The sequence below is a fragment of the Anaeromicrobium sp. genome, from assembly GCF_025210435.1.
Taxonomy (GTDB): Bacteria; Bacillota; Clostridia; order Peptostreptococcales; family Thermotaleaceae; genus Anaeromicrobium.
The window spans coordinates 1-15,841 of the sequence record NZ_JAOART010000129.1; the positions used below are offsets into that span (position 1 = coordinate 1).

9 protein-coding genes are annotated in these 15,841 nt (G+C 29.2%); 3 read left to right on the forward strand and 6 right to left on the reverse strand.

All coding sequences use genetic code 11. The features are described from left to right. Nucleotides 1-55 precede the first annotated feature (55 nt). A complete protein-coding gene (locus N4A57_RS18680) occupies nt 56-541 on the forward strand; it encodes a transposase family protein (RefSeq protein ID WP_442863867.1) in 486 nt (161 codons plus the stop codon). Beyond that, a complete protein-coding gene (locus N4A57_RS15745; RefSeq protein ID WP_293658995.1) occupies nt 460-1,812 on the forward strand; it encodes an ISL3 family transposase in 1,353 nt (450 codons plus the stop codon). Before N4A57_RS18680 ends, N4A57_RS15745 begins: the two co-directional genes overlap by 82 nt. Here N4A57_RS15745 and N4A57_RS15750 read toward each other — a convergent pair. The 3 genes from N4A57_RS15750 to mnmA form a co-directional block, all read right to left on the reverse strand. Then, on the reverse strand, nt 1,809-6,452 hold the full coding sequence (locus N4A57_RS15750; protein WP_293658996.1) for a S8 family peptidase: 4,644 nt from the start codon (nt 6,450-6,452) through the stop codon (nt 1,809-1,811). The two genes, N4A57_RS15745 and N4A57_RS15750, sit on opposite strands and share 4 nt — an antisense overlap. A gap of 18 nt (nt 6,453-6,470) precedes the next feature. Further along, nucleotides 6,471-9,620, reverse strand: a complete 3,150-nt coding sequence (locus N4A57_RS15755; RefSeq protein WP_293658997.1) for a S8 family peptidase — start codon at nt 9,618-9,620, stop codon at nt 6,471-6,473. A 483-nt stretch (nt 9,621-10,103) separates the two neighbouring features. Next, the gene (gene mnmA, locus N4A57_RS15760) at nt 10,104-11,198 is read right to left on the reverse strand and encodes a tRNA 2-thiouridine(34) synthase MnmA (RefSeq protein ID WP_293659004.1); all 1,095 of its coding nucleotides are present in this window, start codon (nt 11,196-11,198) and stop codon (nt 10,104-10,106) included. A gap of 654 nt (nt 11,199-11,852) precedes the next feature. Between mnmA and N4A57_RS15765 the strand changes: the two genes are divergently transcribed. Then, on the forward strand, nt 11,853-12,950 hold the full coding sequence (locus N4A57_RS15765; protein WP_293658998.1) for an alanine/ornithine racemase family PLP-dependent enzyme: 1,098 nt from the start codon (nt 11,853-11,855) through the stop codon (nt 12,948-12,950). A 326-nt stretch (nt 12,951-13,276) separates the two neighbouring features. Here the strand turns inward: N4A57_RS15765 and N4A57_RS15770 are convergent, their stop codons facing one another. The 3 genes from N4A57_RS15770 to N4A57_RS15780 form a co-directional block, all read right to left on the reverse strand. Then, nucleotides 13,277-13,744 carry an NUDIX hydrolase gene (locus tag N4A57_RS15770; RefSeq protein WP_293658999.1) on the reverse strand — a complete coding sequence of 156 codons (468 nt, stop codon included), beginning with the start codon at nt 13,742-13,744 and terminating at the stop codon, nt 13,277-13,279. Between the two features lie 14 nt (nt 13,745-13,758). Beyond that, on the reverse strand, nt 13,759-14,547 hold the full coding sequence (locus tag N4A57_RS15775) for a hypothetical protein (protein WP_293659001.1): 789 nt from the start codon (nt 14,545-14,547) through the stop codon (nt 13,759-13,761). Between the two features lie 179 nt (nt 14,548-14,726). After that, the gene (locus N4A57_RS15780; RefSeq protein ID WP_293659003.1) at nt 14,727-15,632 is read right to left on the reverse strand and encodes a copper amine oxidase N-terminal domain-containing protein; all 906 of its coding nucleotides are present in this window, start codon (nt 15,630-15,632) and stop codon (nt 14,727-14,729) included. Nucleotides 15,633-15,841 lie beyond the last annotated feature (209 nt).

Here is a 15,841-nt window from a genome sequence, read left to right on the forward strand (position 1 = left end):
CGATAAATTTATGACATAATATCTTTATCAATCAAATGAAAGCGTGGTTACTGTTATGGATGAACTCATTAAATTGCTTGATAAAAATCTAGACTATGTTGAGCATGAAATAATTGATAATACTATATATGTTAAAGTCATTTCTAATCGTGAAAATGTATGCTGCAAATATTGTAATACACCCTCTAAAAAAGTACATTCCCGATATAATAGAAGCTTTCAAGATCTGCCTATTCAAGGGAAAAAGGTTATAATTATTCTCGAAAATAGAAAAATGTTCTGTCTAAATCCAAATTGCAATAAAACAACATTTGCTGAAACATTTGACTTTCTATCACATAAAGCAAAGAAAACTAATAGACTTGAAAATCAGATTATTAATATATCTATAAATGTGAGTTCACTAGCAGCTGAGCAAATTCTTAAAAAGAATATAGCAAATGTAGGTAAGAGCACAATTTGCAATCTCTTAAAAAAAAAGAGATACAAATCATTGATAAATCCTCTGTTACTAAGATTTGTATTGATGATTTTGCCATGAAAAAGCGCTATACCTACGGTACTGTTATGATTGATATTGAAACTAGAAAAATAATTGATATTCTTGAATCTAGAGATTTAGAGGATGTAACAAAATGGTTAAAAACTTATGCCAATCTACAAATTGTATCAAGGGATGGTTCTCAAACATATGCTAGTGCTATAAAAGAAGCACATCCAAATGCAATACAAATTAATGATAGATTTCATTTACTGAAAAACTTAACAGACTATTGTAAAAAATATATTACTAAAACAGTAAACTTCAAAGTAAAAATAGAAAAATCATCAAATAATGAAGATACAGTCCCAAATTCATATCTGACAACATACAAAGTTGAAAGAATACAGCAAGCTCAAAGTTTGCAAAAGGAAGGATTATCACTACATCAGATAAGTAAAGTCTTAAAAATGGATATTCGTACTGTAAAAAAATATGTTGAATTAAAAATTGACGAAGTAGGCAATTTAATTAAAGATGCATCCCAACTAAAACATGAAGAAAGTGTTAATAAGAAACAAAAAAACATAGATATAGTTCGACAATTATATAAAAATGGTTATGCAATAAAAGCAATTTCAAGGGAGACTGGATTGGCAAGAAAAACTGTAAAACGATATTTAGATCTAAATATATCAGCAGTTCATGCATCCTATGGCACAGTAAGAAATTCTCATTTAACTCCATTTCATAATATCATTGATACATTGCTAATAAAGAAATTTACTTTTAAAAAGATTGAAGAAAACATAAGAGAACAAGGTTATAACGGTTCATCATCAGCAATCAGAATGTATACTACCAGAAAAAGAAGATTAATGAAACAAGCCAAAATAGGTATGGACTCAAATGTAGAAATAGTTGAACGTCAACATCTTATAAAATTATTATATAAACCCCTAGAAAAAGTAAAAGGAATCTCATTAAATCAATTGGATGCAGTAGTTGGAAAATTTCCTATACTATCTAAAATATATAAATTAGTAAAATCTTTTAAGGAAATTTTATTTAAAAAAGATCCTGATGAACTAAATAATTGGATTGAAAAAGCAAAACTTCTGAATCTTTCTGATATAAATAGTTTTATTAATGGGATTCTCCGAGATATAGAAAGTGTTAGAAATGCAATCATATATGATTATAGTAATGGTTTAGCAGAAGGTAGTGTAAATAAAATAAAGGTAATAAAAAGAATTATGTATGGTAGATGCAATTTCAAAACTTTACGTGAAAAAATTCTTAAGTTTGAAAAAATACGAAAATTCAATTAACATTGGAAAGAACCCAATTTTACTTGACAATCTACATCATAGGCTATGGTCTTTTTTGTCTTATCAAAGTTTATATATTCTGTTAATCTACCTAATTTATCATATATATAATTTTCAAATTTATTATTTGGATTAATATATTTTATTAGGTTTCCTGTGTTGTAGTCATATTCAAACTTTTCTACTACATTTTGTTTATTTTCACTTATTGCCTTTTTATTATCCCAGTTTACATGGGTTACATTCCCTGTTATAGTAACCCTATTTACTTTTTTCCCTTCACTGTTTGGAATGTTGTGTTCATAATTATATGAAGTTTTAATAGGTTTTCCATCTTCCATAGTAAGGATTGAGTTGTTTAAGGTTCCATCTGGATTATTTGTATACTCTACCTTAAGGTTTTTTGTTTGATTATCTACTGTTTTATAAGTAATATTTTTGCTTTTATTATATTTTTTATCATTACTTATATTGTAGGTAATAATACAGTTTTTACCTGCATCTATAGGAATGTTTTGTGATTTAACTAAGTACTGATTTTCAGGTTGATAAGTAACATTAGTTGTATGTCCTAGCTCATCTGTAAATTCTTCTAATTGCTTATAGTCATTATATCTATACTGTTTTTCTGATGTAGTATATGACCCATCCTTTGCATATGTATTTATAGTTTCTTTCTTTAATTGTAATCTATTATATTCTCTTGTAATAGATTTTTTAACCGTTCCTTTTACTACGTATTCTTCTTTTACTAAAAGATTTTTATTATTAAAAGTCAACTTTCTTTCTAATTCTTTTTCTAATTTATTAACATATCTTACTGTTGTCATGTATTCAAAACTTTTAGGTAAAGATTCTGGATTTTCATTCAATGGATATCCTGTATAATTATTATTATATATATATTCTTCCACGTTATAATTTTTGTTATCGTCAACATCTTTCCTTGTTTCAATTCTAAAGTATTCTTTCAGACCTTTTTCACCGAAATTTCCTGTATCTTTTTCATATGTGTAATATGAATAAGCTTTTGTAGGATACTTAATCTTTTTAAGTAATGCATAGGTATTTGTAAAGTCCATTTCATCATCATGTAATCTAGACTCATATCCAAATTTAGCATCTTTTAATTCATATTCATCGAAATAAATAATATTTTCTTCACTATCTCTTATTGATTTTAATGTTTTAACACTACTATTTTTTATATAAGAAGAAGTTAATTCAACACTACTTACATATTGTTTTTTCTCTGAATCATACACACCAATCTTAGTTACCTTATTTCCACCATTATTGCTCAATTGAATCTGTATTCTTCTACCATATGAATCAATTATCCTATCTAAAACATATACATTATCTACTTTTTTATATTTAAAATCTATCTTATTATTAATACCATTAGTATCATTATAGTACTTACTAGTTATAGCTAATAAATTCCCATATTCATCAAAATAGGCTTTCTTTCCATCTAAATAAGATAATATATATTTTGAAACACCTGTATCATTTTTATAAGCACCTTTTTTATCAATTTCTACTTTTAAATCCTGATACTCATATTCAAAGTCCAGCTTTAACTTTCCACTACTATCTTCATATTCCTTTAATGGATATCTCATACCATTCCCCAAATGTAAGTACATGTATTTTGTATCAGACTTGTATGCTGTATCAATTTCAATACTTGGTAACCCCAGGGCCCATCCCGGTCCTAAGCCGTACTTCTTTTCTAAATAGGTATCTTCTTCTTTATAATTTTCAAATACATTGATTGTTGAATCAAAATGATATTTTATCCAATAAAAACTTTTATTAGGATTATAACTAAACTTCAGCAATGGAGCCATTATGATTTTACCATATCTTGATATATGCTTGTAATCCTTATGTGGAATTGGATATTTGTTAGAAATCTCCCGCCCAAATTTTGTATCATATTCTTTTGCTCCTGAATTTGCCATATTTATAGATCTAATCTGTTCAGACTCTGTACCCCCTACACTCAATTTGTAGTTCTTCCTCGACCTTTTACTAGTATCATATGAATAGCAATATTTCCACCCATTCCAATATTTATAAAATAAGAAATATTTACTTTTATCAAAAGTAAAAGGTATGTATCCATAAACCTCTATATTATCTCCCGTCTGAGATTCCAACTTTTTAATTGGTATTTCTCTAATATCCTGTATATTGTTCTGTGATATTTTGTACCAATTATAAGCATTTTCATTTACTTGTGCTAATAACTTTGTATCTTCCCTATACAGACCACTAAAGGATCGTCTAATTTCACCATTTATATTATAATAATATAAATATCCCCACCATTCTTTCATATATGTTTTAACATTGGGTACATTTCGATCTATATTGGCTTGATTGGAATCATATATTAAATTTAATTTAAAATTCAAGCCACTCTTACCTGGAAGACTAACTAATTCTTTAGTATACTTTAATCTTCCTAATGATGGATCAATATTTTCATTACTATTTGCATTAATAGAAAATGGACTATTTAAATCTTTTAAATAACTCAGAACTTCATCTCTGCTATCAGAGTAACTTGAGATCTTTAAAGTATCTTCACCACTTCTAATATTCAGTTCAAATTCATTTATTATTTTATATAACTTTTCATAGGTAATATTATTTTTTATAATATATTCTTTAATTGTCTCAGGTTGCACATAATATCTCTTTAAAAATTTACTTTCATATTCACCATATCTATCAAAATCAGATATTACTATTTGTCTTATAATATCCTCTAATGGTATGTTCGTAAAATTTGCTACTACTGATGCAGTCATTATGTCATCCATTTTAAAATCTGAATTAATAAATTTTAATTTTTCACTTTCGTCAAGAATAATATTATTTTTAACTATTTTCTCATAATAATCCACAAGTCTAATTAATGCTTTTTTCGGATTATTTTTATATTTAATAACTTCTAATATTTGTGATAATTTAAGATCACACATAATATTAAAAGCAACAATATCTCTGACTAACTTTTTTGATTGTATTTTAAATAAGATTTTTAATTCTTCTTCTGTCCCCAAAGTATATTCAAGAATTTTTCTTTTTTGTTGTTCAGATAAATCATCAAAGCTTTCAACATTTCTGAAAATATCTATCACTTCATCAACATACTTATCATTATTTCTTAAATCTTCCTTATTCTCTGTTTCTTCTTTATCTATTTTACCTCTTAATGCATTATTGCAATTTACCTTACTTCCATTGTAAATCTTACCTAGCAAAAATTGCAGTTTATCAGAATATGATATAATTTTATTTTTTGTTTCTTTTGTACTTATATCTTTATTGTTACTAAAAATTAATGCAGCTTGTCCCGATACAAAAGGGGCTGCCATGGACGTACCACTCATGTTACTATACTGATTATTTGGTAATGTACTTAATATATCTTCTCCTGGTGCTCCTATATGTACATTGCTTTCACCATAGTTTGAGTTATGAGATAATTGTCCATACCTGTTAATACTTCCTACACTTATTACATTATCCAAATTATATGATGCAGGGTAAGTTGGTATTACATCTATGTTTTCACCTTCATTTCCTGCCGCACATACAAATAGGATCTTAGAATTTTTTATAGTTTCTCTAAGTATAGGGTTTTCATTTTCACCAGCCCAACTACAGTTTATGACCTTAACTCCCATACTCTGTGCATATTTTATGGCCCTTATAATATCACTGGTGTAAGCTTCCTGTCCATTAAATGCTTTAAGGGGCATAATCTTTGCCTTTGGTGCTACTCCAGTAATTCCTTTGTTGTTATCCCTTTTAGCGGCTATTATTCCACCTATGTGAGTACCATGTCTTTCTTTTGTAGGTGATTTTTTGTTATACACTACATTATTATCTTCGTAAAAGTTCCATCCTTTAGTATCATCCACATATCCATTATTATCATCATCTATTCCGTTATTAGGAATTTCATATATATTAACCCATATATTGTCCTTTAAATCTTCATGATTAATGTCTATTCCCGTATCTATTATCCCTACTACTGTGTTTTCCCCTTGGGTTACTTCCCAGGCTGGTAGTAGATTAATATGACCATTATTATTATCTTCTTTTAATGGCCATTGTTCATTGAAATGGGTGTCATTAGTAGTTAGGTGAACTTTGTAGTCTGGTTGGATTGACTCTATATATTCTTCATTGTCCTTTAGTTTTTCTAGTATTTCTTCCTTGTTCATTTCTTTTTTTATTTCTATTACATCTACTGACTTTTTCTTGCCACGTTTAAATTTTGTGACAGCCTTTACTACAGTAGATAATTTATCCATGCTAAATTTTGAAGTATTTTGTGGATTATTTACTTCTTTATTATTAGTGATTTCTTTTATATCTTTAATATTATTCTTTATGGATTTCTCAATCTTTTCTTTTCCTATGTCTTCTTTTCCTTCTTTATATGTGACTATAAAGCGATCAGTTGATATTTTTTTCTCTTTAGTTTCTATTGATTTATTATTTCTTATTTCTGATGCTTCTGCAATCACTGGTGATAGGGTGTATGAAAATATCATACACATTACCAGCAAAAGGGTTATACTCCTTTTTTTCATATCTATTTTATACAAATTACCTGTCCCCCTATTTTAGTATGTAACTTTCCTAGCTGTTAATCTTCCGTTGTCATCATAGGTATAGTCTATTGTGCCAGAAGAGTTAGATACACTGCTTCCCATGGTATTTATTTTAGATTCTAGTGTTTCTATTTTTTCTATTAAGGTCTGTATCATATCTGTGTTTCCATCTACTTGAGCCTCTTTATTCATAGGTACTGAGAATTCTACACTAGGTAACGTTCCTAGGCTAGAATCATAAAGGTACACAAATTCATATAACTCTCCATTAGTAGCTCCATCTATTTTAAATGAGAGTCTATCTGGTGAAATATGTACTTTGTTCATAGGTACAGGAATTTTTGCATTTCCTGAGATTTTGTGAACGTTCTCTAGTATGTTTATAGGAAGCTCTTTATTCTCTACTTTTATTTTGCCACTAGTATATATGCCTGTATTTTTTACGCCGTGGTCTATAATGAGGGTTCCATTTGGATATGCGATTATTGGTGATGTATTTAGTTTTATTGTTTTGGGTTGTGCTAATTGATAATTTAACATATACATATTAAAAGAATATCCCTTTGGCACTCTCACGTAAATTTGATTAAGACTATCTCTATACGTCCAATATTTGCTTTCATTATCAGCGTCAATTGGGTCATAAGTAAACTTATGGCCATCTAATATAAAATCATTTGTTTTAACCGTACTTATTCTATCAACAGTAAACCTATGAAGGTCTATGTTAACTGTGCCTGTATTACTGAAATTTGGAACACCTATGTCTAATTTTTTAATCCTCTTATACAATTTTTCATCCTTAATTTCATCTTTTATATCATTCAGAAATGAGTGCAAATTATATGGAGCTTTAACGTAGGTTATAGATTCTTTATAAGGTTCATATAAAGTGGCCTGTGTGCCTTCTTCGAGTTGGATATTGGGAATTACAACTGGATAACCCGTTAATTCAACAAACTTTAGATTTATAATACTATCTTGATCAACTGTAAAAGTGGTTTTAATACCATTTCCAGCAAACAATGTTTTTGTTTTGTTATATACCCTCAATCCTGTAGATTTGCCAGTTGATAGTGTATATGTTTTGTTAGGCTTTAACTTTATACTATAACTAAACTTATCTCCTGGATTTCTTGAATCAATGTTATTTACTACTAAATCTCCATTAGCATTTATTGAATAATGCGTACTTTCAAGCTTTGCGAAATTATTAACATCAAACAAATTTTTTCCTATTGATTTAATCCTCATCTCTCTAGTTGCTGATTTAGTAAAAGACATATAATGATACTTACTTAATAATGTGTTTACGTCTCTTTCTTCTTCCCCTAATTCTGTTAAATCTATTAATAATATATTTTTAATTTTTCCTGTTAAGGCTAGATCATAGAATCCAAAATATTGATTTGTTGCGACTGAACTGTAAGTCTGAATAATTCCTTTTCTTCGGTATTTGCCATCTGAAAAACCTAAATTAATTCCTGCTGTGTCTTGCCATCTAAGTTGTATATTGGAATTATCACCTTCAGCAGCTAAAAAATATTCATGTCCATCGATACAAATGGTACTTAAATCCACTTTATGAGTTTTTGAGCTTGTTGTTAATGTTAGTTCAGAAGTCCCATCACCTTTCAAGTTTGTAATAGTCTTACCACTTACTACAATGTTACTAAGTCCTCCTCTAACATTTCCCTTAGGAACAGAAATGATAGACGAAGTGGTTTCATTTACATGGGCCCAATTACTGTCAGCAAAAGTCTTAAATCCTCCACCATATACGGAACTATACACCGTATCTGTAACTGTAGGATTTCCTCCATCTACTTGGATAATTTCATTACTAATTAAACCATCTACTCCATTCTTACAATTTATCTTATTCCCTCTATATATTTTACCTTCTAATGAAGATAACCTATCAGATGAACCTATAATCCTATCCTTTATTTCCTTTGCACCTATATTTTCATACGCACTTAACAACAAAGCCCCTTCCCCTGATACGAAGGCTGCTGCCATGGAGGTTCCATTTTTATTGCCGTATTTATTGTTTGGCAGAGTACTTATTATATCCTCTCCTGGTGCTACCACGTGGACTTTATTTTCTCCGTAGTTAGAGTTTTTATAAAGGTGTCCACTCTTATTCATGGCCCCTACTGTTATTACATTATCTAAATTAAAAGCTGCTGGGTACACAGGGCTTGAGTTAATATTTACTCCACTGTTTCCTGCTGCGCATACAAATAGCATATTAGATTTTTTCATAGTTTCCTTCAATGCAGGATTGTCATTTATGTCTCCCCAACTACAATTTACTATTTTGGCACCCATCTTTTCTGCATACTGGATTGCGCTTATTATGTCACTTGTATAAGCTTCATTATTTTTAAATACCTTTAAAGCCATTATCTTTGAATTTGGTGCCACACCTGTTATTCCTTTTTTGTTATCCTTTTTGGCACCTATTATTCCAGCAATATGGGTTCCATGGTCATGGTTAGATGATTTATTATGAACTAAATTATTATTATCACTAAAATTCCAACCATTAATATCATCCACATATCCATTATTATCATCATCTATGCCGTTATCAGGTATCTCATTTTTATTAGTCCAAATATTGTCTTTTAAATCTTCATGATTAGTATCTATCCCCGTATCAATTACACCTACTAATATATTATCTCCTGTAGATTTACTCCAAGCAGAAGATGCCTTTATACTAAAAATATTATCTTTATTAGTGTTATTAGATTCTTTGTATACATTTCCTGTTACTGTATTATCCTTTATCGACCATTGGGAGTTATAGTATGGATCATCAGATGTTAGTGTGAGCTTATAGTCTGGTTGAATATACTCTACCTCATCCATTAGATCCTTTTCTTCTAATTTCTTTTGAAAATCATCCCTAGTCATATTCTTCTCAGTTTCTATTATGGATAGATCTTTAATAGTCATTTCTTTTCGAGCTGATTGGAGCCTATAGCCTTTCTTTTTCCCATTCTTGTATTTGACTATGAACCTATTAGTTTTTACTTCTTTCTCATTATTTTCACTGGCATAAGCCGTCATTGGATTTAGTATGTTCATAAAAATAAGGCCCATTATTATAAACATTACCATTATCCTTTCTTTCATCTTTTTACTACTCATTTCATATCCTCCCTTATATTTTTTGCAATACGCCTTGTATTATATAACACAAGACATGTCGTAATTTGTATATTTTTGTAGTTAATTGTTGAGATTTATTCTTTTGTGGTATATATGTCTTTATAAATTCATCACCTCAATGCTTTCCTCCTATAGTAACTTGCCTATAAGGGAAATTTCCTCATGATAAATCTAAATAAAAAAGATTCTTGATTATTAAAACAAGAATCTCTTTTTGGTATATGAAAGAAATAAACTAGTCAGTTCTCTGAGGAATTTGGATTATTTTCAAAGCATGGTAAGGGAGCATATTAAACATATGTAAGCGATTTCATAACGAAGAAAACAATTCAAATAACAAATGAAATGACTAATTTATTTTTTGAATATGCCTTATATTTTAAAAAATTCTTTATGAACTGTTATAACAAAAATAAATTGTAGTTTTTCACTTTTTACACAAATGGAAGTCCTGTCCCCCATTTATTTTATGACTTCATCTATTATTCCTCCACCTAAACATTCCTCTCCCTTATAAAAAACTACAAATTGGCCTTCCGTAACGGCTTTTGCAGGCTCATGGAATTGTACTTTACAACTTCCATCAGATTTTGGATGTACAGTTACTGTCACATCCCTTTGTTTGTATCTAAATTTAGCAGTACATCTAAAAATTTCCTCTGGTATTTCCCCACTTATCCAATTTATACTATGACTTTCTAATCCCCTGAAAAACAATCTAGGATTCTTTTCTCCTTGGACCACATATAATATGTTCTTTTCTAAATCTTTTCCAGCCACAAACCAGGGTTCCCCTGTGCCTATTCCACCTATACCAAGACCTTTTCTTTGTCCTATGGTATAGTGCATCAGCCCATGATGATCTCCAAGGATTTGTCCATCATAGGTCATCATCTTGCCTGGCTTAGCTGGTAAATATCTACTCAAAAATTCATCAAAATCCCTTTCTCCAATAAAACATATACCTGTACTGTCCTTTTTCTTGGCCGTTTCTAAATTAGCTTCAAGGGCAATCTGCCTAAGCTCTGCCTTAGTCAAGTGACCTATAGGAAACATAGACTTAGATAATTGATATTGATTCAATCCACATAAAAAATAGGTTTGATCCTTATTAGGATCAGCACCACGTAGAAGTCTGTATTTGCCATCTTTAAAATCCACCTGTGCATAATGGCCCATGGCAATATAATCACCTTCTAGTTTTAATCCATACTCTAAAAATTCTTTAAATTTTATTTCTTTATTGCAAAGGACATCTGGGTTAGGAGTTCTTCCCCTTTTATATTCATCTAAAAAATAAGTGAACACATTATCCCAATACTTTTTCACAAAATTCACTGTATAATAGGGAATTTTTAGCTGATCACATACCTTCCTCACATCTTCATAATCCTTTGTAGCAGTACAAACTCCCTCTTCATTTTCTTCATCCCAATTTTTCATAAAAAGACCTATCACATTATAGCCTTGCCTTTGTAAAAGTAGAGCCGCCACAGAAGAATCCACACCACCAGACATACCTAATATAACCCTTGTATTTTCAGGAGATTTTTTCATATCTATCACCTTTCTACTAAACTTTATTATATTATTTTTTGCCTTTTCATTTCTTTTTATCCTTTTAATCTACACAAGATTACAAGTTGTAATATCTTCTCTAAATCTATAAGTATTTTTAATACAAACTAAAAAAGACAACTCATTCACTATTCATTAGTAGAGTTGTCTTTTTTAACTTGCATTTAATTGTGAATCATTCATCCTTTGGTGGACTCACCCCTTTTTTTAGTTTCTTTAACCCTATGTTCTATTTTTTAAAGACTTTTTCAAAATAAATAATACATTCTTATAAAAAAATTCAATCTTACCTATTTACCTGTGTACTATTTTTTACTTTATATTTGATTGTAGATCTTTAATTCTTTGGTGGACTCACCTCTTTTCTTTAGATTTCCTTAATTTTTTTAGTTAAGAACTTTCTAGTTCTCTTAACTTTTCCTTTTCTATATTTTATATTTACCCATGAAATTTATATTTAAACAATTTTCTGAAATTTTTAAATATAAATACAGTATTTTTTCTTTTATAATTCATCATATGTAGGTTGTATACTTTTCCCATAAAATCTTTGTCACCTATATAGTAATTACTAGCATTTTATATTATATTTACTTTAAGTTAAATAATTCTATATGGATTGGAGAGATTCCTATGAATAATAAAAATATTAAATATCCAGTTCTTGAAGTAAATTTAAACTCTATTTATAACAATGTGCAACAAATATCCTGTCGCTGTCATGAAAAAAACGTTAGTATTGCTGGTATTATTAAGGGTTGCGCTGGAATGGAAGAAGTGGCTAAAGAATTTATTAAAGGTGGATGTGATTTCCTAGGTAGTTCTAGAATTAAACACCTTATAAAATTAAAAACTAATAATGTTTCATGTGAAACCATGCTCATTAGAATTCCCATGTTAACAGAAATAAGTGATTTAGTTAAACATGTAAATATTAGTCTTAACTCTGAGATTGATATTATCAAAGCCATAGAAAAAGAATGTATAATACAAAATACTACTCATAAAGTAGTATTAATGTTTGATGTGGGAGATTTAAGAGAAGGTTTTATAGATAAGGATAAATTTATTCAATTAGCTCTCTTTGTAGAAAATGAATTAAGTCATGTTAAATTATATGGAATAGGAACTAATGTGGGATGTTATGGTTCTGTTAATCCTACGGTCTCTAATCTTACTAAACTTTGTAATATAGCTTCCTCAATTGAGAATAAAATAGGAAGGCCATTAGATTTAGTGTCTGGAGGAGCCACTTCATCTTTATTATTACTTTTAAATGGAACTATGCCATCTAAAATCAATAACCTAAGAATAGGTGAAGCCCTATTAACAGCTAGAGATTTACCAAACTACTTTAATTATAAGACGGATTATATGAAACAAGATACCTTTACCTTAAAGGCTGAAATAATTGAAATCAAAGAAAAACCCTCTTATCCTATAGGTGAATTATCTGTAGATTCCTTTGGAGATAAACCCGTATATGAAGATAAGGGAATCCACAAAAGAGCCCTATTAGCCATAGGCAAACAAGATTTTGGTTCCCATGATAAGCTTATTCCTAAGGATCCTAATGTGGAAATTATAGGTAGTAGTAGTGATTATTTAATCATAGATATACAAAAAGCTACGCAAAATTATAAGGTTGGAGATTCTATAGAATTGGCCACCTATTATCAATCTGTTCTATATTTGAGCAATAGTTCCTTTGTAACTAAAGTTTTTATATAAGTAGACTATTCTTTACTTAAACCCATAATATTCATGAAAAATTTAAAAGGGTAAAAGTAATTTTGATTTCTAAGGCTTTCATCAAGTTGGAGGACATATCCATACCATAAATTGAGAATTTGATTGATGTCTTAGAATCAAAAAACCGTGTTATCTCCTATATCTATTAAGCATATAAAAAAATAAACTAGTCATGTCCCTGATGAATTTAAATTATTTTCAAGGCCTGTTGAAGCAGCATGTTAAACATATATGAGCCACTCAATAACGAAGAAAATAATTCAATTAAGCAGTGAAGTGACTAATTTATTTTTTTAATATAGGCCTTAAGTTAAATCTTTTTTGAACATTTTTACAAAATCCTCTATTATAGGCCCATCTGGAGGATTTATTAATTTTGGCATATCATCTATATTAAAAAATCTTAACTCTTTACTTTCATCCTTATCTAGTTTTAATTCTCCATCATAATCCCTAGTTATATATACAGAAGATACAATATATACTTCATCTCCATTTGGATATATATGATGCATTTTTTCTCCTGAATAGGTGCCAAATGGATCTAAGTTAGATACAATTAATCCTGTTTCTTCTAGTACTTCTCTCTTTGCCGTCTCTTCTAATAATTCTCCTAATTCTAGAGCCCCCCCTGGTATTCCCCACATATTATTATCTGTCCTTTGCTGTAATAAAACTTCATTCTTTTCATTAACAATTAATACTCCTGCTGCACACATAACTAAAGGTCTATGTCCTATTATCTTTCTTAGGTCCATTATATAGTTGCCCATAATATTCTCCTAATCTATAGTTTTAATTTGTCCACTGGATTAATGGATGGTTTGTATGAATCATCTAAATATATTTCTTTAATTACATTATCCTTTGTAATCACATTCATTGTAGTGCTCATGGTATATCCTTCTTTGTTTATGGCATAATACACATACATAACTAATTCCCTATCTTTTCTTACTATTTTAGTAACTGGTACATAATAATCAATAAACTCATTAAATTCTCTTAATTCTTTTCCCACAAACTTATCATTTACTTTCTCTTGAGCTAATTCCCTATTAGTAAAATCCAGGGAAATATTTTCTTCTTTAGGTTGCTTTTCCAATTGACCTGAATTTGTAAATACAACGGTCTCATCCTCTTTCCAATTTAAATCTACAAACCCATTATATTCATCTAATTTAGCGTTAACTATCTGGTCATTTTCTATATACAAATAAAGAGCCGTTGAATCTCCATCTTCATTTCCTTCGTAAATATATATTATATTCACATCTGAATTTTCACTATTTCCATCCTTTAGAAAAGTAACCATTGTAGGTTCATTTTGCAAATACTTACCCAAATCTTCATCTAATCCCATGAATTTTCTTATTTGTTCACTAACTTCTATTATATTTCCATCTGTAATCTCTATCTTTTTTTCTTGTTTTTCATCTGCAATTTCTACAACTTGTTCTTTTACCATATTTTCTGATGCCACTTCTTCTCCTTTAAAGCCCATACACCCCACTAATCCCAGGGTTAACGTACTAATAACTGATAGTGCTGCTAAATAATTTTTATATTTTTTCATTTTACTAGATCTCCTTATCATATAGTTACTTCATCTTATGCCACAATCTATCTTTTATCTATACCATTTATATATTATCATTAATTCATTATGAATATGTTAACAAAATCTTAATTTTCATTTCATGTATTATATTGCAAAAAGGACCTACTAGTAGGTCCTTTTTGGGGATTTGCCAATTATGCAATATTTGTAGTTTCTTCGTCTACTACTTCTATTACACCTTCTTCTTCATTAGACTCTTCTTCTTCATCTATTTCAATAGTATCCGTTTCTCCATCGTAGTCTACTTTTAATCCTAGTTCTTCTGCAATAAATCTTAAAGGTACAATTGTTCTATTATTCATTATTTGAGCTGGTACATCAATAGTTTTTTCTTCTCCATTAACAAAAACTTTTCCGTCTTTTAATTGGAAAATAATTTCTGAGTCTCCTTTGCTAACTATTACCTTTCTTTCTTCACCATTCCATGTAACATTGGCTCCCAGACCTTCTGTGATAGCTCTTACAGGAATTAATGTTCTTCCTTCTTTAATTACAGGAGGTGTATCAAATTTAAAATATCCCTTTTTCTTTATAATATTTTCTACAGGGATTACCTTTGCATCAGGATTTTTTGCTGCAATTTCTTCACCTTTTTTTCTCAATAGATTTAATTCTTTTTGTGAATATGTATTTTTCATTAATCTTTTCATTTCTAATTTTATTTTTTTCATTTCTTTTTTTACTTCTTTTAAATCTATTTCCGTTTCTTTAAGATCCTTTAATAACCCCTGTGCTTCTTCAAGTTTATGACTTTTCATTATTTGCTCTAAGCTCTTTGACACATGTCCCTTTTGAAGTTTTCCTTTATTTTTAATATATCTTTCTAACTGCTTTTTCTGCTTTTTCTGTTTTCCCTGCTTTTTCTCCTTTTTCCTTGCCTTTTTTGCTTTTTTTCTCGTCTCCACCTTATACTTATTTTCTTTAGTATGAGATTTTTTAGAGTCGTCTTTATCAGCATTTGCAACAATGCCAAGTGGACTAGCCATAATAAATGTTGTTATAATAAACACTGAAACTATTTTTTTTATCTGTTTATTCATGATTTTCTCCTCCTTTGTTTTTGTAACCTGAATCTATCATAGGATACGTATATATTTATTTTTTAGGTACCGTTGCCAAAACCTTATAAAACTCTATAAAGCATGTTTAATTACTGTTTCAACGTATCCCATTTTGAAACTATAAATAGTAATCTACTTTGGTTTGATATGATACTCCACAGTCGTAAATTCGGATACAACGAATCCTA

What these genes read in the sequence shown, in the direction of transcription:
- N4A57_RS18680 (WP_442863867.1), top strand. Translation starts at nt 56, where the DNA reads ATGGATGAACTCATTAAATTGCTTGATAAAAATCTAGACTATGTTGAG.
- N4A57_RS15755 (WP_293658997.1), bottom strand. Translation starts at nt 9,620, where the DNA reads ATGAGTAGTAAAAAGATGAAAGAAAGGATAATGGTAATGTTTATAATA.
- mnmA (WP_293659004.1), bottom strand. Translation starts at nt 11,198, where the DNA reads ATGAAAAAATCTCCTGAAAATACAAGGGTTATATTAGGTATGTCTGGT.
- N4A57_RS15765 (WP_293658998.1), top strand. Translation starts at nt 11,853, where the DNA reads ATGAATAATAAAAATATTAAATATCCAGTTCTTGAAGTAAATTTAAAC.
- N4A57_RS15770 (WP_293658999.1), bottom strand. Translation starts at nt 13,744, where the DNA reads ATGGGCAACTATATAATGGACCTAAGAAAGATAATAGGACATAGACCT.
- N4A57_RS15775 (WP_293659001.1), bottom strand. Translation starts at nt 14,547, where the DNA reads ATGAAAAAATATAAAAATTATTTAGCAGCACTATCAGTTATTAGTACG.
- N4A57_RS15780 (WP_293659003.1), bottom strand. Translation starts at nt 15,632, where the DNA reads ATGAATAAACAGATAAAAAAAATAGTTTCAGTGTTTATTATAACAACA.